Here is a 24,750-nt window from a genome sequence, read left to right on the forward strand (position 1 = left end):
GCGGGGCCCGCCCGGGCCCCGCCCGACGGCCCCCGCCGCTGCCGCACCTCGCACCTCGCACCCGCACCCGCACCCGCCCACCGCATCCCACCAGCAGGGAGACATCCCATGACCGCACCGATCGCCGAGCCCCCGGCCCGCCCCGTCGAGTCCCTGAGCTTCGAGCAGTCCGTTCCGTGTTCCATCGCCCACCGCCGTGCGATCGGGGAGGTGTTCGTCACCGACTCCGTGCAGGCCGAGGACGGCGACGTGTTCCTCGCGATCCAGCTCCCCCGCGCCCACTCCCTGTGGTTCGACCGCACGGTCGCCCGCCACGACACGTTCTCCGTGGCCGAGGCCGCACGGCAGGGCTCCTTCGTGGCGATCCACCGCCACCTCGGAGTCGCCGTGGGGCTGCCGTTCACGCTCCAGCGCTTCGCCTTCGACGTCCCGGACCTGGCGCCCTACGCCGACGACGGCGCCACACCCCTGGAGGGCGTGCTGCGCTACCGCGTCGCCGACCAGAACAAGCGCGGCTCCGACTTCTCGGAGCTGACCCTGCGGGGAGAGGTGTCCATCGGCGGCGCGACCGCGATGACGCTCACCGCGGACGTGGTGTTCATGCCGGCGGAGGACTACGAGGCCCTGCGCGCCTTCCAGCTCTCGCGCAAGCCCGCGACGCCCCCTGAGGCCGTGCCCACGCCCGAGCCGCTCTCCCCCGCCCAGGTCGGACGGCTGGACCGGCGCAACGTCGTCATCGCCGACAGCGACTCCCCCGACGAGGACGGGCGCACGCGGTTCGCCTACGCGGTGGACCGCACCCACCCCTCCTTCTTCGACCACGACTACGACCATGTGCCCGGCCCCTTCATCGTGGAGGGGTTCCGGCAGGCCGCGGCGGTGACCGCCCACCGCTCCGGCGCGCTGGACTCGCCCGAGGCGGCGGTGGTCGCCTGCTCGACGCACTTCACCGGGTTCGGCGAGTTCGGCTCGCTCCTGGAGTGCGCGGTGTCCGAGCCCGTCCGGGTCGCCGGCGGCCGGATCGCCGTCGACGTGGGCCTGTACCAGTTCGGCAAGCACCTGGCCGGGGGCCGCGTCGAACTCGCGGCCGGCACCGCGTCGTGAGCGTGTCCCGGCCCGAACCGCGCCGCCCCCGCGCGCACGCCGCCCCCGCCCCCGGCGCGGCCCACGTCCACCTGGTCGGCGGCCCGGCCGACCTCCCGCAGGAACTGCGCCGGCACTTCCTGCGGGCCGAGACCGACACCGTCACGATCCCCCACCGAGGCGGCTACGAGCACTTCGCGTGCGTCACGTCCACCCGGGAGTCCGGCGGCACGCCGGTCTACCAGTGGACCAAGCGCACAACGACCGCCCGCTAGGCCGACCGAAGAGCACCGCACCCACGCCCGCGAGGAAGGTCCGACCGCCCTCGCGGGCTTCTTCACGTCTGGAGGACCATGACCACGCGAGAATCCGATCACGCACCGGCCGCCGGCCACGGGGCACGGGAGCCCTCGTCACGCGCACTCGTGCCCGACCTCGCCCGCGGCCACATGCTGCTGTGCATCGCCCTGGCGCACGCGCCGCTGTTCGTGACCCTGGCCGCTGGATCCGCCCTGGACCGGGCCACGGAGGTGGTGCTGGACCTGCTGGTGGACCACCGGGCCAGGCCCATGTTCGCGTTCCTGTTCGGGTACGCGCTCGTGCAGATCGCGGACCGCAGGGCGGCCCACGGCGCGCCCTGGCCGCGTGTGCGCGGCCTCATCCGCCGCCGGGGGGCGTGGATGGTGGTCATCGGCCTGGCGCACACCCTGCTGTTCGTCGACATCATCGGCGTCTACGGCCTGATCGCGCTCGTGTGCGCCGGTGTCCTGCGCTGGAGCGACCGCACCCTGCTGTGGTCGGCGGCGCTGCTGCTGGGGCCCACGATCGCGGTCGGCTGGATCGTGGCGGCGGGCGAGCTGTCCGGCGAACCGGGGATCATCGCCGCGTCGGTGACGATGCCCGATCCCTGGGCCGCGATGGTCCACCGCTTCCAGGCGCTGCCCGTCGAGACGGTCGGCCGGGTGTTCTCCGTCCTTCCGGTCGCTCTGCTCGGGGTGTGGACGGCCCGGCGCCGGATCCTGGAGGAGCCCGCGGCCCACCGGCGGCTGCTGGCGGTGACCGCGGCGGCCGGAATCGGCACGGCCGTCCTGGGAGGGCTCCCGGGGGCCCTGGCCTACGCGGGCCTGTGGGCCGGCCCCACTCCGCTGCTCACCCAGGCCCTGTCCGCCGCGCACCTGCCCTCCGGCCTGGCCGGAGGGGTGGGCCTGGCCGCGCTCGTGGCCCTGGCGGCGCCGGGAGGACGACGCGCGCACGGGATCGTGACGAGGGCGCTGGTGGCCCTGGGCCGGCGGTCGATGACCTTCTACCTGGCGCAGTCGTTCGCGTTCGTGGGGCTGCTGTCGCCCTTCGCCCTGGGGCTGGGGTCCTCGCTCACCGTGGCCCAGGTGTGCGCGGTCGCCGTGGCGGTGTGGACCGCCTCGGCGGCGGTCGCGTTCGCGATGGACCGGCGCGGCGTGCGCGGACCCTTCGAGTCGCTGCTGCGCCGACTGGTCGAGGGCCGGCCCCGCGCCTGACACGGACAGGGCCGTGTTCTTCTGCGGGCTTTCGGATGAGCCGTGAGCCCGGAATGCCGCACAGAACACGGACAAGGCCGGAGCCCGTCCCCGGACGGTGGGGACGGGCTCCGGAGCGAGCGGCGCGACCGGTCAGAGGCCGCTGGGCTGTCCGACCAGCGGATCGCGCGAGCGGTCCCCCGGCTCACCGCCGGGCACATCGTCGTCGTCCCCGGACTCCTCGGGGATCCCGTACTTGTCCCACCAGCGGGCCATCGGGGCCGGGGACCACCAGGCCCAGCGGCCGAGCAGCTTCATGGTCGCGGGCAGGAGCAGGCCGCGCACGAGCGTGGCGTCCACGGCGATCGCGATCACCAGGCCGACCCCGATCATCATCAGCACGCTGATCCGCATGAAGACGAACGCGAACACCACGATGCCCAGCAGCAGGGCGGCCGCGGTGATGATCCGCGCCGTGTGCTGGATGCCGAAGGCCACCGACTCCACCGCGTCCCCGGTGCGCAGGTAGTTCTCGCGGATGCGCGCCAGGACGAAGACTTCGTAGTCCATCGCCAGCCCGAAGGCCAGCGCGGCCACGAGCAGGGGCATGTTGGCGTCGATGTAGCCGGTCGGCTCGAAGCCGAGCAGCCCCGAGAACAGGCCGTACTGGAAGATCAGCACCATGGCCCCGTAGGCGGCCGAGAGCGAGAGCACGTTGAGCGCCAGCGTCTTGAGCGGCATGATCACCGAGCCGAAGGCCATGAACAGCACGACGAAGGTGATCAGCGCGACGATGGCGCCCATCCACACCAGGCGCTCGCCGAGCATGTCGAGCATGTCGGCCACACCGAAGGGGCGGTTGGTGAACAGCACCTCCGAGCCCTCGGGCGTGTCCACCGCGCGCAGCTCCTCGGTCATCGGCCGGGAGTCGGGACCCATCGGGTCCATCGAGTAGTAGAGCGTGATCCGCGCCAGGTCGCCCTGCACTCCGGTGACCGAGCCGCGGTGGATCCCGTCGACGGCCACCAGGCGCTCGGTGAAGGTGTCGAGCTCCTCGGCCGCCTCGGGGGTCTCGGCGCCCTCCGGCATGGTCACCACGGCGGTGACGATCTTGGTCGGGTCGTGGCCGAAGTCCGCGGTGAGCTCCTCGGTGACCACCTTGGAGTCGGTGCCCTCGGGCAGGGCCCATTCCGCGGGCCGCGCCCAGCTGGCGCCGAGCAGGGGTGTGCCGATGGCCAGGAGCACCATGGACAGGCCGATGGTCCACAGGAGCGGTCGGCGCATGACCATGTGCGCGGTGCGGTACCAGCCGTCCTGGCGGACGTCGGCGTCCGCGGCGCGGGCACGGCGCAGGCGCGGCAGCGGCACGCGCAGGGAGTTGACGCGGTGGCCGGCCAGGTACAGCAGGGCGGGCAGCACGGTGACGGCCGCGATGACGGCGAACACCACCACGCTCACGCCCGACCAGGCCAGCGACTGCAGGAAGCGGGACGGGAAGACCAGCAGGCCGCCCAGGGTGGCCGCGATGGTCAGGCCCGAGACCACGACCGTGCGCCCCGCGGTGCCCATGGTGTGCACGACCGCGTCGGGGACCGACTGGCCCTTGGCCAGCTGTTCCCTGAATCTGGTGACGATGAGCAACGCGTAGTCGGTGGCCAGCCCCAGACCGAGGACGACCACCACGTTGATGGCGATGGTGGACAGTTCCACCACCCCGCCCACGGCGCGCAGCACGCCCAGCGACCCCACCGCCACGAACACGGCGATGGACAGCGGCAGCAGGGCGGCGATCACGCTGCGGAAGACGAACAGCAGCATGATGAGCAGCAGCGGCGTGGCGACCAGCTCGACCGTGCGCAGGTCCTCCGCGCTCATCCCGTTGAACTGGTCGTTGACCGCGATCAGCCCGCCGTAGCGCACGTCGAGTTCGGGGACGTCCAGCAGGCCGGGGTAGTCGTTGTCCTGGTAGACCTCGACGCGCTCCTCCTCGGAGTTCCCGGCGAGCTGGAAGGACACGTAGGTCTTGTGACCGTCGTCGGCGACGAAGTCGTCCGAGCCGGTGGACCAGTAGGTCTCCTGCCACTCGTAGGACTCGGCGGGCACACGCGCGGCGGCCTCCTCGACCAGCCGCTGGAACTCCGGGTCGTCCACGGTGAGCTCGTCGCTCTCGTAGACCACGACGACGTCGGCCGTGTAGCGGCCGAGGCTGTCCTGCAGGATGTGGTCGGCCTGCGAGGACTCGGCGTTGGGGTCGTCGAGACCTCCGCCGCCGCCGAGCGTCCCGCCCGCCCCGGCGCCCCAGACGCCGCCCACGATGAGGAACAGGACGGCCGCGGCCAGCACCCACCACCGCCGTCGGATGGTGAACCTGCCAAGTGAGGAAAACATGAGGGTGGTCCTTGCCTCTCCTTCGGGAGCCTGGCCTGACGATAGCAACGCTATCTACTATCGGTAGTCAGCTTATCTATAATGTCCACACAGCGGGGCGCTTGTCCACAGAACGGATACCGGAACTTCTCGCTCCGTGACCGTGAACGCCCCAGGTTCAGAGAATGGCCATGGCCCGCACCGGTGCGCCGAAGCCTCCGCGCAGCTTGGGCAGCCCGACCACGAGCGTGGCCCCGCTCTCGGGGACCTCGTCCAGGGCGGCCAGGTTCTCCAGCCCGTACCGCCCCGTCGTCAGCAGAGCCCGGTGGGTCAGCGGTTCCACCCGCGTACCCACGTCCAGGCTGGTGGTGTCGGTGCCGAACCCGACGATGTCGCGTTCGCCGACCAGGAAGTCGGCCGCCTCCACGCTCACGCCGGGAAAGCGCATGACCTCCGCGGACCGGTCGAACTGGAGGAAGGCCTCGGCGTCGCCGACACGCTTGTACCAACCGCTGTCCATGGCCACGAACGCGCCGTCGGGGATGGTGCCGTGCTCGTCCTCCCAGTCGAGCAGGTCGTCGACGGTCAACTCGGTGGTGTTCTCCCGCTCGGCGCGCTCGGCGATGCGCACCACGACCAGCGGCGCCACGAGGTCCTCCAGCGCGATCTCGTCGGCGTGGGCCAGGCCCGCGTCGGCGTGCGCCGGAACGTCCATGTGGGTGCCGGCGTGCTCGTTGAACGTCCACTCGGCGGAGTTGAAGCCCACCACGTCGGCGAACATCACCTGCCGCTGCTCAGGACGGCGCACGTAGAAATCGAACACCGGGAAGTCCGCGCTGAGGGGGTGGGTCAGGTCCACGATCCGGCGCCGGTCGCGGCGCAGGACCGAGGCCAGGGAGTCCGCGGGGTCGGTGGGCTCGGGCGGGGCGGCCGCGGCCGTGGAGGGCAGGGCCACCGCTCCGGCCAGGCCCAGGGTGCCCGCCACCGCCGCGCGCAGGGCGCCCCGCCGGTCGGTGACCGGTCCCCCGTGTTCGGGCGCCGGGCCGGACCGGTTCCGGCGCCGGCGCGGGGCCGCCGGGGCGGTGGGCGCGGTGGGCGCGGTGGTGGCCGCCTCAGGCACGGCCGCCCCGCGGTGGTGATGGTCGTGGCAGTTCGTCTGGGCCCGCGCGCCGAGCGCCGCGAGGATCACTTGGGGTGAGCACATGGCTCCTCCTGGGTGGGGGTCGGTGGCAAGGAGGGAGGGGCGGTGCGAACGTCCGGCCGCCCCTCCCGGGTCAGGTGCGTTCGGGCACGGCCGGCTCGGAGTCCTCGACCGCGGCGGGCGCACCCGCCGGCGGCTCCCCGGTCTCGTCGGCCTCGTCGGCACGGTCCCGTCCGGGCTCGGCGGGGGCGGGGGCGGGCGCCGAGGGCCCCTCGTGGAGCCCGAAGCGCCGGTGGAGGCGGCGCAGCGGCGCGGGAGCCCACCAGGTGGCCCGGCCGCCGGCCATCGCCATCAGCGCGGGCAGCAGGAACCCGCGGATCACGGTGGCGTCCATCAGGATCGCCAGCGCCACACCGATGCCGAGCATCTGCATGTTGGTGATCTGCGAGGAGCCGATCCCGAACAGCACGACGGCCAGGATCAGCGCCGCCGCCGTCACCAGCCCGCCGGTGCGCTGCAGGCCCGCGGCGATGGAGGCACGGTGGTCGCCGGTGCGGTCGTACTCCTCCTTGATCCGCGACAGGACGATGATGTTGTAGTCCATGGACAGCCCGAAGGTCAGGCAGAACATGAGGATGGGCAGGGTCGTCTCGATGGCGCCGATCGTGTCGAAGCCCAACAGGGCGCTGCCGTTGCCGTCCTGCCAGATCCACACCACCGCGCCGAACATCACCGTCAGGCTCAGCGTGTTGAGCACCAGCGTCTGGACGGAGACCAGCACGCTCCCGGTGAACAGGAACATCAGCACGAGCGCGGTGACCACGATGAGGGCCAGCGCGACCGGCAGCTGCCGGGCCAGCGCGTCCTGGGAGTCGAAGAAGACCGCGGCCGTCCCGGAGACCCGGGCGCCGGGGATCTCCCGCAACTCCTCGATCAGGGCACGGCTCTCCGGGGAGACCGTCGCGACGTCGTCGTCGGGCACGACGGACAGCACCATGGACTCGCCGGAGATCCGGTCGACGTCCACCGGAGTGGGGGCGTAGGCCAGGGCGCCCTCCTGGTAGATCCCCAGGGGGGTGATCACACCGGCCACGCCGTCCCACTCCGAGAGCTCCGCGGCCCGGCGCGGGATCATCAGGGGGTCGAGACCGCCCTCGCGGTCCACGGGCAGCAGGACGTCGATGGTGCCCTCGGCCCGCCCGGGCAGGTTCTCCTCCCCGAACTCGGCGACCTGGCGCGACTCGGAGTCCGAGGGCAGCTGGCGGTGGTCGGCCGGTCCGAGCTCCACCCGCAGGAACGGCACGGCCAGCAGCAGGAGCAGCACGGTCGTGCCGATCGCGAACAGCGGCGCCCGGCCCATCACGAGGGTGGCCAGGCGGTGCCAGGTGCGGCCCGGGACCGGCTCCGGCCCGGTGCGCCGCCGGCGCAGCAGGCGCGTGGGGTCCAGGGCGTCGACGCGGTCCCCGAGGAGCACCAGCGCCGGCGGCACCAGGACGAGCACCGCCACCGAGCAGAACAGCACGACCGGGATGCCCGCGTAGGCGAAGGAGCGCAGGAAGTACTGCGGGAAGACGAGCATGGACGCCAGCGCCACGGCGACGGTGACCGCGGAGAACACGACGGTGCGCCCGGCCGTGCGCAGGGTCGCGCTCAGCGCGGCGCGCCGGTCGGGCGAGGCCTCGCGTTCCTCCCGGTAGCGCCGCAGGAACAAGAGCGCGTAGTCGATGGACAGCCCCAGTCCGAGTCCGACCGCGAGGTTCTGGGCGAAGATCGACACCTCGGTGAACTGGGCGATGATCCGCAGTACGCCGTTGGCGGTCATGATGGTGACCACGCCCACGACCAGCGGGATGAAGGCCGCCACCACACTGCGGAAGACCAGGATGAGGATGAGCAGCGTGACGGGCAGCGCGAAGGCCTCCCCGCGCACGAGGTCGCCCTCGACCGTGGACTCGGTCTCCACCCGCACGGCGGACTCCCCGCCGACGCGGACCGTGACGTCGCCCTGCTCGCCCCGGTACTCCGGTGCGATGCGGGTGAACGCCTCGGCCACGGTGTTCTCGTCGCCGGTGATGCGGGCGGTGACGAAGGCGTGCTCGCCGTCGGTGGTGCGCAGCGCCAGGGCGCCGCTGGTCCAGTAGGAGGTCACGCCGGTGACGCCCTCCTCCGCGGCCAGGCGCTCCACCAGGTCCTCGGCGGCGGCGACGACGTCGGGGTGCTCCACCGGCGCGTCCTCCTCCACCGGGGTCAGGAGCAGGACGAGGTTGGGCTGGCTCCCGGGGAAGTGCTCGTCGATGACCTCCCGGGCCAGCACCGACTCCGAGTCGGGGTCGTCGGTGCCGCCGCTGAGCAGGTGCTCGGCGACACCGCCGCCGAGCACGGCCATGACCGCGGTGAACACGGCGGCGACCAGCAGGACCCGGACGGGGTGCGTGGTCAGGGCGTCGAGTCTGTCGAACATCAGGGCACGCTCCGGCGCGGCGTCAGGGGTGGGCGGGACCGGGCACGTGCGCCGTCGAGGGCACCAGTGGCCGCAGCAGGTCGTCGGGGTCGAGCGTGGCGGCGGCGCCGGCGACGTAGCCGTCGGGGCGCACCAGCACCAGGCGGCGCCCGGCGAGGTCGCCCTCGGCGCCGCGGTGGCCGCCGGGCAGGCGGTAGGCGCCCGCGAGGGCGTCGGCGTCGGCGCCGGCTTCGGCGTCGGTGAGCAGGACCAGGGTCTGGAGGCGGTCGGCCAGCGGCGCGGCGGCCTCGACCGCCCGGCGCGCGCCGGCGGTGTCGCCGCCGGGCAGGACGACCAGGGTGTGCCGGGGGTCGGCCAGCAGAGCGCTCAACCTCGTGCGCGGTCCGCCCCCGATCGGCACCAGATCGGTGTCGGGCAGCCCTCGCACGAGCGCCCGGCGCCCGCCGCCCTCGCCCACGGCCGGGCTGGCGGTGTAGTCCAGGTCGATCTGGGCCATGGCCGGGATCATGCGGCGTTCGAGCAGGCCGCTGCGGGCGGCCCGGCCCATGAGGGCGTCGCGCAGGGCGCGGGTGATCGGCGAGCGCATGGTCCACAACCGCGTCTGCTGGTGGGAGGAGCGCATGACGGCGGCGGCGACGGGTTCGCGCTCGGCCTGGTAGCTGTCCAGCAAGGTGTCCGACCCGGCCCGGTCCTCCAGGACCAGGGCGAGCTTCCAGGCGAGGTTGGCCGCGTCCTGGATCCCGGTGTTGAGGCCCTGGCCGCCGGCGGGACTGTGGACGTGCGCGGCGTCCCCGGCCACCAGGCAGCGGCCCTTGCGGTAGCGGGTGGCCTGGCGCAGGTGGACCTGGAAGCGGGTGCTCCACTGCAGGTCGCGGACCTTGAGGGGGAAGGGGGCGCGCTCGTCGGCCAGGCGCTGGATCTCGGCGGTGCTGGGCGCGGTGTCCAGGTCGCCCACGTTGGTGGCGTCGGCGAACACGCGCAGCTTGCCGTCGGGTAGCGGCACCACCACGAGCACGCCGTCGGTGTGCAGGACGTAGTGCGCCTCGCCCGGGGTGAGGTCGTGGTCGATGTCGCCGTCGCCCAGGATGAAGCTGCGCCCGTAGGTGCTCCCGCCGAAGGCGATGCCCGCCTGCTCGCGCACGGTGCTGTTGTTGCCGTCGCAGCCCACCAGCCAGCTCGCCGTCAGCCGCTCGGGCCCGTCGGGACCCTCCAGCACCGCGTCGACATGGGTCCCCCGGTCGGTGAGCCCGCTCAGCCGGGTCCCCCACTCCACGCGCCCGCCCAGGGCCGCCAGCCGGTCGCGCATGACCTCCTCGACGGCGGGCTGGGTGATGATGACCGGGGAGGCGGCGCCCTGCCCGTACTCGCCGAAGCGCACGTCGGCGAAGTTGCGGCCCCGGGACCAGTAGCGGGCCGCGGTCATCGGCATGCCGCGTGAGACCACCTCGTCGGCGATGCCGTGCCGTCCCAGCACGTCCAGCGCGCCGTCCCACATGGTCAGCGCGCGGGCCTGGTGGGTCGGCCGTTCCGCGGCCTTGTCGATGACGCGGCAGTCGATCCCCTGCCGCAGGAGCTCGCACGCCAGCGCCAGGCCGGTGGGCCCCGCCCCGACCACGAGCACCGGAACTGTCGTCTTCACGTTTCGGCCCCATTTCTCAGCGAAGTTCTGTGAACTCCAGCATTGGACACCGAAAGGACGGCTCCATCCCCCCGCGGCTACATATCGGGTTACACCTCCGGCGCACCCGATGTATCCAAGGAGACATCCTGTTTGCACCTTGGGCTATTCACCCTGTCGTGGATCCGGTCCGAGCTGCTAGAACTCGAAGTCAGGAGCAGCACCACCGCACTTCTCCAAAAGAGTGTCGTGGATCACAGGAGCGTTGTCCATGGGGAGATCCAGATCAATTTCCATGCCGTTCACACGAAAAGAACTGCGAGGACACAAATGATCAACTTCAGTGTTCTCGGCTCCCTTGAGCTGAGATCCGAGGACGGCGTTCACGTTCCTCCCGGAACGAAGGTCCGCAAACTTCTCGCCCTCCTCCTGCTCAGGGCCAACCAGGTGGTCGACACCGGCACCGTCACCGAGGAGCTGTGGGACGGCCGGCCCGCTCCGGGCGGCGCGGCCATCCTGCGCACCCACGTCTACCACCTGCGCCGGTCCCTGCCCGCGGGCACCGCCACGGTGACCACCGAACCCACCGGCTACCTGCTGAGCGTGGACCCCGAGCAGCTGGACGCCACCGTCTTCGCCCGCCGCGTGGAGGAGGGCCGGGCCCTGGTCCGCCAGGACCGGATGGAGGAGGCCGCCCAGCACCTGCGCGAGGCGCTGGACCTGTGGCGCGGCCGCGTGCTGGCCAACACCTCCGCCGGCCCGGTGCTCTCCCGCCACATCACCTACCTGGAGGAGCTGCGCCACCACGCCGTCGAGCTGAGGGTCGAGGCCGACATGCGGCTGGGCCGCCACCGCGAACTGGTGCCGGAGCTGCGGTCCCTCATCGCCGCCGACCCGCTGAGCGAGTGGTACCACGACCAGCTCATCACCGCCCTGCACCGGTCGGGACGACGCGGTGAGGCACTGACCGCCTACCACGACCTGCGCCGGCTGCTGGACGAGGAGCTCGGCCTCCAGCCCTCCGAACGGGCCCAACGGCTCCAGCACGAGATCCTCATGGCGGACGGGCCGCGCGGCGCCCACCCCTTCGCCCGCCCCCGGCCCGTGCGCGCCGCCTCGTGACCGCCCCCGCCCTCACCCTCCCCTTCCCCCTGCGCCGCTCGCGACGGGCGGCACCCGTCATACACGCCCTAGGAGCACCGTGCAGATCACGATCCTCGGCAACGTGACCATCGTGGCCGCGGGCCAGAGCCACCCGGTCCGCGCCGCCAAGGTCCGCACCATGCTGGCGGTTCTGGCCCTGAACCCCGGCACGGTCATCTCCCACGACGAACTGTGCGACGAACTCTGGGCCGACGACTCCCTCGGCAACGCCCGCAACGCCCTGCAGGCGCACGCCACCCGGCTGCGCCGGATCCTGGAGCCGCTCGCCCCGCCGGGCGAGAGCGCCCCGGTCCTGCGCTCGGTCCAGAACGGCTACGTCCTGGACCTGCCCTCGGCGACCGTGGACGGCAACCGCTTCCTGACCCTGGCCGGCCAGGGCGCCGCCGCCCTGCACCAGCACCCCGGCGCCGCCGCCGACCTGCTCCAGCGGGGCCTGGACCTGTGGCGGGGCCCCGCCCTGCTGGACGCCGGCGACGGCATGCGCTGCCGCGCCGCGGCCGCCCTCTTCGACGAGCGCCGGCTCACCTGCTGGGAGGACCTGGTCACCGCCCGGCTCGCCCTGGGCGACGAACGGCAGGTGATCCCCGAACTGCGCCGCCTGGTGGGACAGCACCCGCTGCACGAGCGCTTCTGCGACCAGCTCATGCTCGCCCTGTACCGGTCCGGACGCCAGGGCGAGGCCCTGGAGCTGTTCCACCGCGTGCGCCTGCGCCTGACCTCCGAACTGGGGCTGGAGCCGGGGCGCGAGCTCCAGCGCCGATACGCCGAGATCCTCAACCACGACCCCGGCCTGGCCCTGTCCGGCTGACCCCGGCGGCCGGGGTCAACGGCCCGTCAGCGACCGGTCATCACCGGATCAGCACAGCCCACGAGAGTGGGACCACCGACTGCGGAGGAGGCAGCCATGACCCCACACCACCGTCCCCGGACACGGGGACGCACCCGGCTCGCACGGCGGGCGGACCGATGAGCTCCGCGGCCGTCCTGTGCGGCGTCGGCGCGTACCTTCCCCCGCGCCTGGTGACCAACGACGACCTCGCCCTGCGCATGGACACCTCCGACGAGTGGATCCGGAGCCGCACGGGGATCGGCCGGCGCCACTTCGCCGACCCGGGCACCGCCACCTCCGACCTGGCCGTCGAAGCCGGGGCCCGGGCCCTGAAGTCCGCCGGGCGCGACGGCGCCGACGCGGTCGTGGTCGCCACCATGACCCCAGACCACCCCTGCCCGGCCACCGCTCCCACGGTCGCGAGCCGGCTCGGGCTGACCGGCGCCACCGCCTTCGACGTCAGCGCCGTGTGCAGCGGGTTCGTCTACGCCCTGGCCACGGCCGCGGGCCTGATCGCCACCGGCGTGGCGCGCTCGGTCCTGGTGATCGGCGCCGAGGTCAACTCCACCGTCCTGAACCCCGACGACCGCTCCACCTCGGTGATCTTCGGCGACGGGGCCGGAGCCGTGCTCCTGCGCGCCGGCACCGACGACGAGTACGGCGCCCTGGGCCCCTTCGACCTTGGCAGCGACGGCACCGGCGCGGAGCACATCATGATCGCCGCGGGAGGATCGCGCGGGCGCGGCTCCGGAGCGGAGCCCGCCCCCGGCGACCAGTACATGGCCATGCACGGCCAGGAGGTCTTCCGCCACGCCGTACTGCGGATGTCGGCCTCCGCCCGCCACGTCCTGGCCCAGGCCGGATGGGGCGTGCCCGACCTGGACCGCGTCGTCAGCCACCAGGCCAACCAGCGCATCATCAACCAGCTCGCCGACGACCTGGGCCTGCCCCGGGACCGGGCCGTCGGCAACATCGCGCGCGTCGGCAACACCGGCGCCGCCTCCATCCCCATCGCCCTGGCCGACGCCTGCTCCCGAGGCGAGCTCAACGAGGGCGACCGCGTCCTGCTCACCGCCTTCGGGGGCGGGCTGACCTGGGGATCGACCCTGCTGCGCTGGCCCCGTGTCGACGGGGTCTGACGGCACGACCGACCGGGGCGCGAGCAGCGCCCCACCCACCCACGGCGTCCGGCCTCCACCGGACACGACAGGCAAGGAGCCCACCATGAGCAGCACCTACGACCAGCTCGTCACCATCCTCACCGAGCGCTTCGAGGTCAGCCAGGACGAGATCACCCCGGACACCACCTTCGAGGACCTGGAGATGGACTCCCTCTTCATGGTCGAACTCCTGTTGGTCGTCCAGAACGAGATGGGCGTGAAGATCGGCGAGGACGCCGCGACGACCGGCGACACCGTCGCCCGCGCCGCCGAGCTCATCGACGCCGCGACCGCCGCGGCGAGCTCGTCATGAGCGGCCCCGCCGTCGCCGTCACCGGCCTCGGGCTCGTCACCGCGGCCGGGGTCGGCGTCCAGGACACGTGGAAGCGGGTGTGCGAGGGGCGCTCCACGGCCTCCCGCGACCCCTCCCTGAAGGGGATGCCCGTCGACATCTCCTGCAGCGTGCCCGCCTACGACACCAACGAGCTCCTCGGCCGCCGCAGCGCCCTCAAGTACGACCGGTTCGTGCAGTTGGCGCTGATCGCGGCCATCGAGGCGGTGGCGGACTCCGGCCTGGACCCCGACTCCTGGGACGGGGCCCGGGTGGGCGTGGTCCTGGGCTGCGGCATGGGCGGCCTGGGCAGCTACGACGAGCAGCATCGCAGGATGAGCGAGTCCGGTCCGGAGAACGTCTCCCCCATGCTCATCCCGCTGATGATCCCCAACATGGCCGCGGGCCACGTGGGGATGCGCTTCGGGGCCCGGGGGCCCAACTTCGTCACGGCCACCGCCTGCGCGTCCGGGGCCACCGCCATCGGCGCGGCCCTGGACCTGCTGCGCCGAGGCGAGTGCGACGTGGTGATCACCGGAGGCACCGAGGCGGGCATCGTACCGCTGGTGGTCACCGGGTTCGCCCGGATGGGCGCGCTGTCCACACGGCGCCTGGACGACCCCGCGTCGGCCTCGCGCCCCTTCGACGCCGACCGGGACGGGTTCGTCATCGGCGAGGGCGCGGGCATCCTGGTGCTGGAGCGTGCCGAGCACGCCCGGGCGCGCGGGGCCCGGGTCCGGGCCCACCTGGCCGGCTACGGCGCCTCCGCCGACGCCCACCACGCCACGGCGCCCGACCCCGAGGGCCGGGGCGTGGCCCTGGCGGTCACCGCGGCTCTGGCCGACGCGGGGGTCGCCGCGGGCGAGGTCGACCACGTCAACGCGCACGGCACCTCCACTCCGCTCAACGACGCGGCCGAGGCCGCCTCGATACGGCGGCTGCTGGGGGATCGCCCGGTGGTCACCTCCACCAAAGGTGTCGTTGGTCACACGCTGGGTGCCGCCGGGGCGATCGAGGCCGCGCTCACGGTCCTGGCGATCCAGGAGCGCACCGTCCCCCCGACGGCCAACCTGACGGAGCGGGATGCGGGTGTCGAGATCGACATCGTGCGTGACCAGCCACGAACACACCACAGCCGCGTCGCGATGAGCAACTCCTTCGGGTTCGGCGGCCAGAACGCGGTTCTGGTGTTCACCGAAGGAGCGTGACCGACCCATCACCCTCCGCGCCCCCGTGCCATGACCCGGCACGGGGGCGCCCGCGTGCACCGGCGAAACCGGGACGAATCACGTACGATGCCGATCAGGCCGCAATTGCTCCGCGACCGCGTGTCAGATCGGGTCCACCCACCCCGACGCCTTCCTCCATACGCGCCCAAGCTCCCTGTCCCCGTCGTTCAGCGCGCACGGGGCGAGAGCGACTCCCATCGATACGGAGGGGTAAGTTGGAGAACAGCCGCGAACGCTACATTCCGCTGGAGTTCCCCCGTTGGGAACCGGCGGCGTTCACATCCCGCGAACGCACACAGATGATCCTGACCGCCTTCCGCTCCCGTATGCAGGCCCTGGGGCACGAGGCGGCCCCGGACTCCCGGGCCCTGGCCGAGGCGCTGCGCCAGGTCGAGGCGGCACTGACCGACGCGTTCGTGAGCGTGGAGGCCGGAACCGTCATCATCGACCACGGCACGGTCCCGCGCTCCAACGTGACCGAGGACCGCGCCGACTGCCGCGCCCTCGACCCGGTGGTGGTGCAGCAGGTCAGCACGCTCGTCTTCCAGCTGGCGGCCGAGGCCGCCACCCAGATGTTCCGCAACGAGCCCGACGGCGTCCGGCTCACCGCCCTGTGGCTGCGGGCCGTCCACGAGAGCGTGTCGGCCCGTGTCGCCGCCATGGTGCGCAACCACGACGGCGGCGTCGGCCAACCCGTCGAGGACATGACCCCCTCCGACCGCCAGCGCCTGGCCAGGGACGTGCACGACTGGGTCGGCAGCGGGCTGAGCCTGGTGGACCGCAATCTGGACCTGTACGAGATCTACCAGCAGCGCGGCGCGCCCACCGCCCAGGACCGGCTCTCCATCGCCCGCCGGGCCCTGCACGCCCTCATGGACGACACCCGCCGGCTCGTCGCCGAACTGCGCACCGACCAGGGGGACGGCCGCATGCGGGAGAAGCTGGAGCTGTTCGCGCACAACGCGGTCCCCGAGACCGAGGTGGAGGTCCGCCTCACCGGCGACGAGTCCCGCGTGCCCCGGCACCAGCGCGAGGAGCTGTTCGTCATCATCCGCGAGTGCCTGCGCAACATCGACAAGCACTCCCAGGCCACCAAGGCCGCGGTCGACATCGACATCACCGACTGGGACCTGACCGTCACCGTCGAGGACGACGGCGTGGGCTTCGACGTCGACGCCCGCTCCCAGGCGCCGTGGGAGGACCCCCGCACGGGCCACGGGCTGGTCTCCATCCGCGAGCGCGCCGCCGGACTCGGCGGGATCCTGCGGATCGAGAGCTCCCCGGGCCAGGGCACGCGCGTGCACATCGTCCTGGCACTGCCCAACGCCCGCGCCAGTCTGGCGTTGAGCGACCTCACCGACACCGCCGACCGGGCCTGAGGCCCGCGGTCCCGGCGGCGGACCCGCCCGCGCTCTGAGGCGAACCCGCCCCGCCCGGGGCCACGCGCCCCGCCCGGAAGATCCAGGGGACCTCGGTCCCCCGCTTGCTCAGGCCGTCCGGCCGGCCCGTCCCCGGGCCTGGTGCCGGGCGGCCTTCGCGCGGTTGCCGCATCCGGCCATGGAGCACCAGCGGCGGGTGCCGTTCTTGGACGTGTCGAAGAAGACCAGGACACAGGCGGGGTTGGCGCACCTGCGGATGCGCTCAGGAGCCCGGAGCAGGTCGAGGTAGCCGTCGGCGGCGGTCCACGCCGGCCCCCAGGCGGGATCGTCGAACTCGACGTCGAAGCCGGCCGTACCGGGGCCGCCCTCGGCGCCCTCCAGGAGCCTGCGCCGCACGCACCCGCGGACCAGGACGTCGTTGAGCTCGGCGCGGGCCACGGCCTCGCCCGGGTCCGCGATCAGGCTCCCCAGTGTGCCGCGCACGCGCAGGAGGCGGTCGAGCGCGGCGGGGCCGGCCTCGAAGCGGGCGTCCAGCCCCGTCTCCGCCAGCCATTGACGCAGGCCCTCCATCGAGTCGAGCAGGTCGTGCTCGACCCCTCCCCCCACCCAGCGGGTGTTGAGCAGATCCATGGCCACGGGCTCACCGACCAGTGGCCGGTCCCGGTGCTGCCCCATGCGTCCTCCCCTGCTCAACGGCCGTCTGGATGGTACCAACCTTACCCGGCTAACCGTTCAACGCCATTTGAGTGGTTGACACTGTGCACAACTAACCCCTAAAGTCACGATCAACGGTTACGGCGATCGCGCCGCGACCCCCACCGGAAGAGGCACACCATGGCCGTGTCCACCGCCACCACCGCACACGTGGGACTCAACGTCACCGACATCGAGCGCTCCCGCGACTTCTACAGCCGCCTCCTGGATCTGCAGACCGTCGGCGAGGGCAAGGACCAGGGCCGCGAGTTCGCGCTCCTGGGCCGCGACGGCCGGCTCGTCGTCGCCCTCTGGAAGCAGAGCGCGCACGCCTTCCGCACCGACACCGCCGGCCTGCACCACCTCTCCTTCCAGGTCGAGACCATCGAGGAGGTCCGCCGGACCGAGGCCGAGCTGCGCGCCGCCGGCGTGGAGTTCGCCTACGACGGCGTCGTCCCGCACGGCGAGGGAGCCGCCTCCGGCGGGATCTTCTTCCACGACCCGGACGGCATCCGCCTGGAGATCTACGCCCCCACCGGCGCCGAAGGCACCGAAGCACCCGTCTCCGACGCCCCCACCTGCGGCTTCTTCTAAAGCGACCGGCACGCGATCCCAGAGAGGAGGAGCCATGGGCTCCTACCACCGCGGCGAACTCGCCGTCCAAGAACGCGCCGCGCTCTCGCGGCAGGCGGGCCACACCGCCCGGGCGATCCGGGCGTCGGTGCCCGACGTGGCCGCCGACTTCCTCGCCGACCGCACGTTCCTGGTGGTGGGAGCGGGCGACACCGACGGGCGCACCTGGTGCTCGCTGCTGACCGGCCCGCCCGGTTTCCTCCAGGTCCCCGACGAGACCACGCTCGACGTCGCCGCCCTCCCGCACCGCGGCGACCCGCTCGCCGAGCGGCTGGCCCAGGGCCCCGCCCCCGTCGGGGCCCTGGCCCTGGACCCGGCCCGCCGGCGGCGCATGCGCCTGAACGGCACCATCCGGCCGCACGGCACGGGCCTGCGCATGGAGACCGAGGACGTCTACGCCAACTGCCCCAAGTACATCCAAAAGCGCACACCGCTGCCCGCGGCGCCCGCCGGCACCGCACCCGTCCACGGCCACGCCCTCACCACCGACCAGCAGGACCTCGTCCGGCGCGCCGACACCTTCTTCGTCGCCACCCGCTCCGAGACCGGGCAGGCGGACGCCAACCACCGCGGCGGCGGCCCCGGCTTCCTGCGCGTGCACTCGCCCACCCTGCTCAGCTGGCCGGACTACGTCGGCAACGCCATGTTCAACACGCTGGGCAACGTGTGGGTCGAACCCCGGGCCGGCCTGCTCGTCCCCGACTGGCGGACGGGCGACACACTGCAGCTGACCGGACGGGCCCGCGTGGTGTGGGCCGAGGACTCCCCCACCCGGGAGCGCTCGGTGGAGTTCACCGTGGACCACGTCGTGGCCACCGCGGGCGGCGGGCTGCTCGCACCGCACCCGCCGGAGTACTCCAAGGCCAACCCGCCCGTCGACCCGCCGGCCTGACCCGCCCCGGTGCCGCCCCCGCTGCGCCCGCCTGCCAGGATGCGCACAACACGACGAGCAGGAGGACTCACATGGACCTGGGGATCGCAGGCAGGGTCGCGCTGGTCACCGCGGCCAGTTCCGGCCTGGGGCGGGCGATGGCCGTGGCACTGGCCGCCGAGGGCGTGAACGTGGCCGTCACCGGTCGCGACGAGGAACGCCTCGCCGCGACCGTGGCGGCCTGCGCGGAGCACGGGGTGTCCGCGATCGCGCTGGCCTGGGACCTGGCCGAGCACGGCCGGGCCCCGCAGGTGGCCGCACAGGTGGCCCGCGACCTGGGACCGGTCGACATCCTCGTCAACAACACCGGGGGGCCGCCGCCCACGCCCGCCCTGGGCCAGGACACCGCACTGTGGCAGGACCAGTACGCGTCCATGGTGCTGCCCGTCATCGCGCTCACCGACGCCGTGGTGCCGGGCATGCGCGAGCGCGGGTGGGGCCGGATCATCACCAGCACCTCCTCGGGGGCGGTCGCCCCCATCCCGAACCTGGGCATCTCCAACACCCTGCGGGCGTCCCTGCACTCCTGGTCCAAGACCCTGGCCCGGGAGGTGGCCGCCGACGGCGTGACCGCCAACGTCATCGTCCCCGGCCGCGTCGCCACCCCGCGCACGGACTCCCTGGACCGGGCCCGCGCCGAGCGCGAGGGCCGCACGGTGTCCGAGGTGGAGGCCGACGCGCGCGCGAGCATCCCCGCCGGGCGCTACGGCCGTCCCGAGGAGTACGGCGCGGTCGCCGCCTTCCTGGCGAGCCGCCAGGCCGCCTACGTCACGGGCACCGCCGTGCGCGTGGACGGCGGCCACCTGCCCACGGTCTAGGTGTATTGACCACAGAGGTTGGTTACGCGGGAGGCGGGAGGGCCGCTGATCGCGGTGTGGAACCGGTGGTGATTGTAGTGGTGCAACCACCCGGTGAACGCCTCCCGCTTCTCGGCCTCGGACGTGTAGGAGCGGGCGTAGGCCCATTCGTCGGTCAGAGTCCGGTTGAAGCGTTCGACCTTGCCGTTGGTCTGGGGCCGGTAGGGGCGGGTGCGCTTGTGCTTGATGCCCTGGTCACGGAGCAGGTCCCGCCAGGTGTGGGACTTGTAGCAGGACCCGTTGTCGGTCAGCACCCGCTCCACCGTGATGCCGCACGAGGCGAAGTAGGCATGCGCCCGCTCCCAGAACCCGGTCGCGGTCTCCTTCTTCTCATCGGCCAGGATCTCTGAGTAGGCAAGCCGGGAGTGGTCGTCCACGGCGTTGTGCAGGTAGGCGTACCCGGCTCCGGAGCGGTTCTTGCGGCCCTGGGGGCGCCCCACCGTCTTGTGGCCGCCGCCGTCGGGGATGTTGCCGAGCTTCTTGATGTCCACGTGCACCAGCTCGCCGGGCCGCTCGCGCTCGTAGCGGCGCACCACGCGGCCGGTGGCCCGGTCCAGATGTGTGAGGCGGGCGCACCGGTAGCGGGTCAGGATCCGGTGGACGGTGGAGGCGTGCATGCCCAGGTGGCCGCCGATCCGGGCCGGCCCCCACCGTTTGAGGACACGAAGTTTGACGACACGGCGCTCGCGGCGGGTGGGGGTGGCCCGGGGGCAGCGGGCCGGGCGGCTGGAGGCGTCGTTCATGCCTGCTTCGCCGTGTTGGCGGTAGCGGGTGGCCCAGCGCTTGGCCGTGGTGTGGCTGACCTGGAAGCGTTCGGCGGCTCGCCGCAGCGGCCAGCCGTCCTCGACGACGCAGCGGGCCAGGAGCAGGCGTCCGGCGGGGGTGAGCTTGGCGTTGGCATGGGTAATGTGGGCCACGGAGGGCCTCCTGACCTTCTTCAGGTGTTGATCTCGACAATCCACACCTATGTCGGAGGCCCTCTCTTGCTGTCAAATCGCCGCCGGTCTGTATCTAACCTCTGTGGTCAGTACAGCTAGGCCGTGTTTTTCTGAAGGCTTTCGGGTGAGCTCGCGGTCGTCAGGTCGTCTCTCGCAAGCCGATGTGCGAAGTTCAGCCTGGTGGTGCTGCACGAGCGCAGAGGCGCCGCGAGAGGCGGTCCTGGCGGCCGCGAGCCCGGAATGCTGCAAAAACACGGCCTAGCCGCCCCGGCGGCGCGGGCTCACCGGGCGGCCCGCCGCGGCGGCAGCGGCACGAACGCGCTCGTCCGGCGGGCGTACTCCGCCCAGCCGGGCCGCCCCGCCATGTGCTCGTCCAGCAGGCGCTGACCGGACCCCCTGGTGAGCAGGAACGTCATCACCAGGAGGGCCGGCAGCGTCACCAGCACCCACCAGGAACCGGACGCGACCAGGAACAGGCCCCACCACACGCACGCGTCACCGAAGTAGTTGGGGTGGCGCGTCCACGCCCACAGCCCGCGGTCCATGATCCGGCCCCGGTTGGCCGGATCGGCCTTGAACCGGCGCAGCTGGGCGTCCCCGACCGCCTCGAAGCAGAACCCGAACAGCCACAGGGCCGCCCCGGCCGCGGCGAGCGCGCCCGGCGGCCCCGAGACGTGCGCCGACACCTGGACCGGCAGGGAGATCAGCCACACCAGAGCGCCCTGGAGGAGGTAGACCATCCGCAGGGCGTAGGCGTCCCGGCTCCCGGGGGCCCGCGAGAGCAGCCGGTCATAGCGGGGGTCCTCCCCGCTTCCGCGAGAGCGCCGGTGGATGTGCGCGGCCAGGCGCACACCCCACACCGCGACCAGGCCGAACAGCAGCCAGGCGCGCGCGAGGTCGGCGGTGGCCGTGCTCAGGCCGACCGCCGCGACCAGCACGAAGCCCAGGCCCCACGCCACGTCCACGACACTGTGCCGCCCCACCCGGCGGCCCACCGCGAAGGCGCCCAGCATCAGAGCCGCCAGGGCCAGGGCGCTCAGCGCACCGGTGAACGCGAACGCACCCAGGGCCGTCACCGGGAGCGCTCCAGCACGATCTGCTCCACGTCGATCATCCCGGCCCGGAACCCCGCCTCGCAGTAGGCCAGGTAGAACGACCACATGCGGCGGAACGTGTCGTCGAACCCCAGGCCGGCCACGCGCTCGGCGGCGCCCTCGAAGGACTCCCGCCACAGTCGCAGCGTGTCGGCGTAGTCGGCGCCGAACGCGAGCCGGTCGACCACCCGCAGCCGGGTCCGGTCCCGCAGCTGGCGCTCGATGGCGGTGACCGAGGGGATGAGCCCTCCAGGGAAGATGTACTTGTGCATCCAGGTGTAGGAGTGGCGCGAGGCCCGCATCAGCCCGTGCTCCATGGTGATGCTCTGCAGGCCGACCCGCCCGCCCGGGCGCACCAGGCGGTCCAGGCCCGCGAAGTAGACCGGCCAGTAGCGCTGGCCGACCGCCTCGACCATCTCCACGCTCACCACCGCGTCGTAGGCCCCGGCCACGTCGCGGTAGTCGCGCAGCTCCACCCGGACCCGGTCGCCCAGGCCGGCCGCGTCCACGCGCTCGCGGGCCAGGTCGCGCTGCTGCGAGGACAGCGTGACCGTGGTGACACGCGCGCCCCGGCGCGCGGCGCGCACGGCCAGCTCGCCCCAACCGGTGCCGATCTCCAACAGCTCGGTGCCGTCGGTGACCCCGGCGCCGTCCAGCAGGCGGTCGATCTTGCGCCGCTGGGCCCGGGCCAGCGTGGCGGGATCGCGGTCCTCGCCGCCGTCGAACAACGCGCTGGAGTAGGTCATGGTCGGGTCGAGGAAGGTGGCGAAGAGGTCGTTGGACAGGTCGTAGTGGTGGCTGATGTGCCGCCGCGCGCCGCTGCGGGTGTTGCGGTCGCGGGAGGGCCGGCGGGGCAGCGTGATGTGGCGCAGCGGTCGCAGCGGCCTCGGCACCAGCTCCTCGTACCCGGCGGCCAGGACCGTCAGCAGGCGGACCAGATCGGGGGAGTCCCACTCCCCCGCCATGTAGGACTCACCGAACCCGATGAGTCCGCCGGCCGCCAGCCGTCGGTGGAAGGCGTCGGGGTCGTGCAGGCACAGCACCGGCGGTCCGGCGGCGGCCGGCTCGTCCGATCCCGTGTGCAGCCGGACGCCGGCGCGCGCGGCGGCGTACCCGGTCAGGGCGCGCGCCACGAGGGTCCGCGGCCCGCGGGCCGGCATCCGGGCGACATCGGGCCAGCGCCGGGCGTCGAGGTCGGGGGCCTGGCGCCGGTCGGTCGTGTCCTGGGTCGTGTTCATCGCGTTCGGTTCGTCCGTTCTCTTCGTCCACGGTCGTAGGCCCGCGGCGGGTGGACCCGCAGGCCGCGCAGGTAGAGCCCGATCCCCTGGCGGCGGATGCGCAGCGCGCCGACCAGTGGGGCGAGGGGGTGCCGCAGCGCCAGCCGCAGCAGCGCCCCGGGGGTGGCCGGGCGGTGCAGGCCCCGCACCGAGGCCACGAAGGGCGGTCGGCCCCGGCGGTGCAGGGCGACGGTCAGGGCGAGGCGGTCCCCGGGGAGCGGCAGGCCGAGCCGGTAGCGCCCCTCCACCCCGTTGAACGGGGACACGTGGAAGTCCTTGTCCACCTCGGCCCGGCCCCGCTCGTCGACCTCCAGCAGGTAGCGGTGACGCCCGCCGTAGGTGTTGTGGACCTCGGCGACCACCCGGGCCAGGCGCCCGCGGTCGTCGTGGCACCAGTACACGGTCAGCGGGTTGAAGACGTGGCCGAGCACCCGGGCGTGGGCCAGCATCAATACGCGTCCGCCCGCGAGGTCGACCCCGTGTCCGGCGAGGTAGGCGTCGATGTCGGCCCTGGTGGAGGCGGCCCCGCCCTCGCCGTGGTCGGCGGCGCGGAACCCGCTCAGCGCCCGCAGGGGCCAGGGCGGGCGCGGCAGGTCGTCCAGGTCCACCAGCCAGTAGTAGGTGCGGTACGCGAAGGAGTGCCGCACCGGTTCGGCGCGCACGTGCCGCACGGTGGACTCGTACAGCGCCGGGATCCCGGGCACGCTCACCAGCGCACCCCCAGGCTCGCCGCCGCGGTGACCCCCGAGCGGCACCCGTCCTCGTGGAAGCCCCACCCGTGGTGCGCGCCGGCGAAGGCCACGACCCCGTCGTCGAGCTCGCCGAGCCGCCGCTGGGCCGCCACGGAGGCGGGCGTGTAGACGGGGTGGGCGTAGTCCATGGCCGCCACGACCCTGTCGGGCGCGACCGCACCGCCGTCGTTCAGGGTCACCACGTACTGCTCGCCGCCGGGCAGGTGCTGCAGGCGGTTCATGTGGTAGCTCACCCGCACCGGCGCGTCGTCGGGCTCGCACGAGGACAGCCGGTGGTTCCAGCTCGCCCACACGGCCCGGTCCCGGGGCAGGACGGAGGTGTCGGTGTGCAGCAGGGTGCGGTTGCGGGAGTAGCCGAAGGCCCCCAGGACCTCCTTCTGGACCGGGGTGGGCGACTCCAGCAGCGCCAGGGCCTGGTCGGCGTGGGTGGCCACCACGGCCGCGTCGAACTCCTCCTCCCGCGCCCCGACCCGCATCCGCACCCCGCGGTCCGTGCGCGCCAGGCCGCTGACGGGCGCGCCGGTGCGCACCGAGGCCAGGTTCGCGGCCACGCGCTCCACGTACACCCGCGATCCGCCCTCGACCGTGCGCCAGGAGGGCGAACCCCACACCGAGAGCATGCCGTGGTGGCGCAGGAAGGCGAACAGGTAGCGGGCCGGGTAGTCCAGGGACGCGCCCGGCGGACACGACCACACCGCGGACACCAGCGGCAGCAGGAAGTGCGCGACGAAGTACGGGCCGAAACGGTGGTGGCGCACGAAGCCGCCCAGGGTGGGCTCGCGCACCGGCGCGGGCGGGCCGCCCTCGAGCACGCGCCGGGCCGCGCGGTGGAAGCGCGGCACCTCGGCCAGCATGCGCACGTAGGCGGCGCTGCGGCGGGAACGGTTCGGGAGCAGGGCGGGCAGCCCCCGCGCACCCGCGTACTCCAGACCGCACCCGTCACAGCGCACCGACATGCTCATCTCGGTGGAGCGGGTCGGTACCCCCAGCTCCTCGAACAACCGCAACAGGTGGGGATAGGTGCGACGGTTGTGCACGATGAAGCCGCTGTCCACCGGCAGCTCCGCGCCGCCCGCCCCTCCCACCCCGTGGGTGTGCGCGTGCCCGCCGAGACGGTCGTCCGCCTCCAGCAGGGTGACGTCGGCGTGCCGTTGGAGCACGTGGGCGGCGGTCAGCCCGGCGACGCCGGAGCCGATGACCGCGATCTGGCGGCGGGGGGCGGTACGGCCCGTGACCATGGGTCCTCTTCACTCGATGGCTGTGCACTGACACGGGTGATTCGCCGCGGGAACGGTGGGCGGATTGGTCCCGGCACATCAC

General features: G+C 73.1%; 22 protein-coding genes. 12 read left to right on the forward strand and 10 right to left on the reverse strand.

Annotation, left to right across the window (positions count from 1 at the left end; all coding sequences use genetic code 11):
• Window positions 1-108: 108 nt before the first annotated feature.
• The 3 genes from DFP74_RS26805 (at window position 109) to DFP74_RS26815 (ending at window position 2,597) form a co-directional block, all read left to right on the forward strand.
• Window positions 109-1,104: an AfsA-related hotdog domain-containing protein gene (locus DFP74_RS26805; protein ID WP_121185892.1), complete on the forward strand. Its 996-nt coding sequence runs from the start codon at window positions 109-111 to the stop codon at window positions 1,102-1,104.
• 2 nt (window positions 1,105-1,106) lie between these two features.
• Window positions 1,107-1,358: a DUF5988 family protein gene (locus DFP74_RS26810; RefSeq protein WP_121185894.1), complete on the forward strand. Its 252-nt coding sequence runs from the start codon at window positions 1,107-1,109 to the stop codon at window positions 1,356-1,358.
• A 78-nt stretch (window positions 1,359-1,436) separates the two neighbouring features.
• Window positions 1,437-2,597: a DUF418 domain-containing protein gene (locus tag DFP74_RS26815; protein WP_121185896.1), complete on the forward strand. Its 1,161-nt coding sequence runs from the start codon at window positions 1,437-1,439 to the stop codon at window positions 2,595-2,597.
• Between the two features lie 132 nt (window positions 2,598-2,729).
• On the opposite strand, the gene DFP74_RS26820 is transcribed toward DFP74_RS26815, so the two are convergent.
• The 4 genes from DFP74_RS26820 to DFP74_RS26835 form a co-directional block, all read right to left on the reverse strand.
• Entirely contained in the window at window positions 2,730-4,964 is a 2,235-nt protein-coding gene (locus tag DFP74_RS26820; protein ID WP_121185898.1) for an MMPL family transporter, read from the reverse strand.
• A gap of 157 nt (window positions 4,965-5,121) precedes the next feature.
• A complete protein-coding gene (locus tag DFP74_RS26825; protein WP_147453918.1) occupies window positions 5,122-6,147 on the reverse strand; it encodes a cyclase family protein in 1,026 nt (341 codons plus the stop codon).
• A gap of 70 nt (window positions 6,148-6,217) precedes the next feature.
• Entirely contained in the window at window positions 6,218-8,545 is a 2,328-nt protein-coding gene (locus tag DFP74_RS26830) for an MMPL family transporter (protein WP_121185902.1), read from the reverse strand.
• 22 nt (window positions 8,546-8,567) lie between these two features.
• Window positions 8,568-10,184: an FAD-dependent monooxygenase gene (locus tag DFP74_RS26835; protein ID WP_158613068.1), complete on the reverse strand. Its 1,617-nt coding sequence runs from the start codon at window positions 10,182-10,184 to the stop codon at window positions 8,568-8,570.
• A gap of 309 nt (window positions 10,185-10,493) precedes the next feature.
• Here DFP74_RS26835 and DFP74_RS26840 point away from each other — a divergent pair, with 309 nt between their 5' ends.
• The 6 genes from DFP74_RS26840 (at window position 10,494) to DFP74_RS26865 (ending at window position 16,255) form a co-directional block, all read left to right on the forward strand.
• Window positions 10,494-11,285, forward strand: coding sequence for an AfsR/SARP family transcriptional regulator (locus DFP74_RS26840; RefSeq protein ID WP_121185906.1), 792 nt, complete (start codon window positions 10,494-10,496; stop codon window positions 11,283-11,285).
• Between the two features lie 79 nt (window positions 11,286-11,364).
• Entirely contained in the window at window positions 11,365-12,135 is a 771-nt protein-coding gene (locus DFP74_RS26845; RefSeq protein WP_199725793.1) for an AfsR/SARP family transcriptional regulator, read from the forward strand.
• A 158-nt stretch (window positions 12,136-12,293) separates the two neighbouring features.
• Window positions 12,294-13,295 (forward strand): beta-ketoacyl-ACP synthase III, encoded by a 1,002-nt coding sequence (locus DFP74_RS26850; protein ID WP_121185908.1) that lies wholly within the window; start codon window positions 12,294-12,296, stop codon window positions 13,293-13,295.
• An 85-nt stretch (window positions 13,296-13,380) separates the two neighbouring features.
• Entirely contained in the window at window positions 13,381-13,629 is a 249-nt protein-coding gene (locus DFP74_RS26855) for an acyl carrier protein (protein ID WP_121185910.1), read from the forward strand.
• Window positions 13,626-14,855 carry a beta-ketoacyl-ACP synthase II gene (fabF, locus tag DFP74_RS26860; protein WP_121185912.1) on the forward strand — a complete coding sequence of 410 codons (1,230 nt, stop codon included), beginning with the start codon at window positions 13,626-13,628 and terminating at the stop codon, window positions 14,853-14,855. Before DFP74_RS26855 ends, fabF begins: the two co-directional genes overlap by 4 nt.
• 236 nt (window positions 14,856-15,091) lie before the next feature.
• Window positions 15,092-16,255, forward strand: coding sequence for a sensor histidine kinase (locus tag DFP74_RS26865; protein ID WP_121185914.1), 1,164 nt, complete (start codon window positions 15,092-15,094; stop codon window positions 16,253-16,255).
• A gap of 108 nt (window positions 16,256-16,363) precedes the next feature.
• On the opposite strand, the gene DFP74_RS26870 is transcribed toward DFP74_RS26865, so the two are convergent.
• Complete coding sequence (locus tag DFP74_RS26870) at window positions 16,364-16,930, reverse strand: CGNR zinc finger domain-containing protein (RefSeq protein ID WP_233571177.1); 567 nt, start codon at window positions 16,928-16,930, stop codon at window positions 16,364-16,366.
• Window positions 16,931-17,089: 159 nt separating this feature from the next.
• Here DFP74_RS26870 and DFP74_RS26875 point away from each other — a divergent pair, with 159 nt between their 5' ends.
• From DFP74_RS26875 to DFP74_RS26885, 3 genes are all read left to right on the forward strand, one after another.
• On the forward strand, window positions 17,090-17,542 hold the full coding sequence (locus DFP74_RS26875; RefSeq protein WP_121185916.1) for a VOC family protein: 453 nt from the start codon (window positions 17,090-17,092) through the stop codon (window positions 17,540-17,542).
• A gap of 34 nt (window positions 17,543-17,576) precedes the next feature.
• A complete protein-coding gene (locus DFP74_RS26880) occupies window positions 17,577-18,473 on the forward strand; it encodes a pyridoxamine 5'-phosphate oxidase family protein (protein WP_121185918.1) in 897 nt (298 codons plus the stop codon).
• Between the two features lie 71 nt (window positions 18,474-18,544).
• On the forward strand, window positions 18,545-19,330 hold the full coding sequence (locus DFP74_RS26885) for an SDR family oxidoreductase (RefSeq protein WP_121185920.1): 786 nt from the start codon (window positions 18,545-18,547) through the stop codon (window positions 19,328-19,330).
• Here the strand turns inward: DFP74_RS26885 and DFP74_RS26890 are convergent.
• The 5 genes from DFP74_RS26890 to DFP74_RS26910 form a co-directional block, all read right to left on the reverse strand.
• Window positions 19,327-20,277 carry an IS481 family transposase gene (locus DFP74_RS26890; protein WP_121188546.1) on the reverse strand — a complete coding sequence of 317 codons (951 nt, stop codon included), beginning with the start codon at window positions 20,275-20,277 and terminating at the stop codon, window positions 19,327-19,329. The two genes, DFP74_RS26885 and DFP74_RS26890, sit on opposite strands and share 4 nt — an antisense overlap.
• Window positions 20,278-20,588: 311 nt before the next feature.
• The gene (locus DFP74_RS26895) at window positions 20,589-21,383 is read right to left on the reverse strand and encodes a DUF1295 domain-containing protein (protein ID WP_370013437.1); all 795 of its coding nucleotides are present in this window, start codon (window positions 21,381-21,383) and stop codon (window positions 20,589-20,591) included.
• Window positions 21,380-22,639, reverse strand: a complete 1,260-nt coding sequence (locus DFP74_RS26900; RefSeq protein ID WP_121185922.1) for a cyclopropane-fatty-acyl-phospholipid synthase family protein — start codon at window positions 22,637-22,639, stop codon at window positions 21,380-21,382. Before DFP74_RS26900 ends, DFP74_RS26895 begins: the two co-directional genes overlap by 4 nt.
• The gene (locus DFP74_RS26905) at window positions 22,636-23,388 is read right to left on the reverse strand and encodes a DUF1365 domain-containing protein (protein WP_233571178.1); all 753 of its coding nucleotides are present in this window, start codon (window positions 23,386-23,388) and stop codon (window positions 22,636-22,638) included. The genes DFP74_RS26900 and DFP74_RS26905 overlap by 4 nt, the downstream gene beginning before the upstream one ends.
• Window positions 23,385-24,668, reverse strand: coding sequence for an NAD(P)/FAD-dependent oxidoreductase (locus DFP74_RS26910; protein ID WP_121185926.1), 1,284 nt, complete (start codon window positions 24,666-24,668; stop codon window positions 23,385-23,387). Before DFP74_RS26910 ends, DFP74_RS26905 begins: the two co-directional genes overlap by 4 nt.
• Between the last annotated feature and the right edge of the window lie 82 nt (window positions 24,669-24,750).

This window comes from Nocardiopsis sp. Huas11 (assembly GCF_003634495.1).
Taxonomy (GTDB): Bacteria; Actinomycetota; Actinomycetes; order Streptosporangiales; family Streptosporangiaceae; genus Nocardiopsis.

What these genes read in the sequence shown, in the direction of transcription:
- DFP74_RS26805 (WP_121185892.1), top strand. Translation starts at nt 109, where the DNA reads ATGACCGCACCGATCGCCGAGCCCCCGGCCCGCCCCGTCGAGTCCCTG.
- DFP74_RS26815 (WP_121185896.1), top strand. Translation starts at nt 1,437, where the DNA reads ATGACCACGCGAGAATCCGATCACGCACCGGCCGCCGGCCACGGGGCA.
- DFP74_RS26820 (WP_121185898.1), bottom strand. Translation starts at nt 4,964, where the DNA reads ATGTTTTCCTCACTTGGCAGGTTCACCATCCGACGGCGGTGGTGGGTG.
- DFP74_RS26825 (WP_147453918.1), bottom strand. Translation starts at nt 6,147, where the DNA reads ATGTGCTCACCCCAAGTGATCCTCGCGGCGCTCGGCGCGCGGGCCCAG.
- DFP74_RS26830 (WP_121185902.1), bottom strand. Translation starts at nt 8,545, where the DNA reads ATGTTCGACAGACTCGACGCCCTGACCACGCACCCCGTCCGGGTCCTG.
- DFP74_RS26840 (WP_121185906.1), top strand. Translation starts at nt 10,494, where the DNA reads ATGATCAACTTCAGTGTTCTCGGCTCCCTTGAGCTGAGATCCGAGGAC.
- DFP74_RS26850 (WP_121185908.1), top strand. Translation starts at nt 12,294, where the DNA reads ATGAGCTCCGCGGCCGTCCTGTGCGGCGTCGGCGCGTACCTTCCCCCG.
- DFP74_RS26855 (WP_121185910.1), top strand. Translation starts at nt 13,381, where the DNA reads ATGAGCAGCACCTACGACCAGCTCGTCACCATCCTCACCGAGCGCTTC.
- fabF (WP_121185912.1), top strand. Translation starts at nt 13,626, where the DNA reads ATGAGCGGCCCCGCCGTCGCCGTCACCGGCCTCGGGCTCGTCACCGCG.
- DFP74_RS26870 (WP_233571177.1), bottom strand. Translation starts at nt 16,930, where the DNA reads ATGGGGCAGCACCGGGACCGGCCACTGGTCGGTGAGCCCGTGGCCATG.
- DFP74_RS26875 (WP_121185916.1), top strand. Translation starts at nt 17,090, where the DNA reads ATGGCCGTGTCCACCGCCACCACCGCACACGTGGGACTCAACGTCACC.
- DFP74_RS26880 (WP_121185918.1), top strand. Translation starts at nt 17,577, where the DNA reads ATGGGCTCCTACCACCGCGGCGAACTCGCCGTCCAAGAACGCGCCGCG.
- DFP74_RS26885 (WP_121185920.1), top strand. Translation starts at nt 18,545, where the DNA reads ATGGACCTGGGGATCGCAGGCAGGGTCGCGCTGGTCACCGCGGCCAGT.
- DFP74_RS26900 (WP_121185922.1), bottom strand. Translation starts at nt 22,639, where the DNA reads ATGAACACGACCCAGGACACGACCGACCGGCGCCAGGCCCCCGACCTC.
- DFP74_RS26910 (WP_121185926.1), bottom strand. Translation starts at nt 24,668, where the DNA reads ATGGTCACGGGCCGTACCGCCCCCCGCCGCCAGATCGCGGTCATCGGC.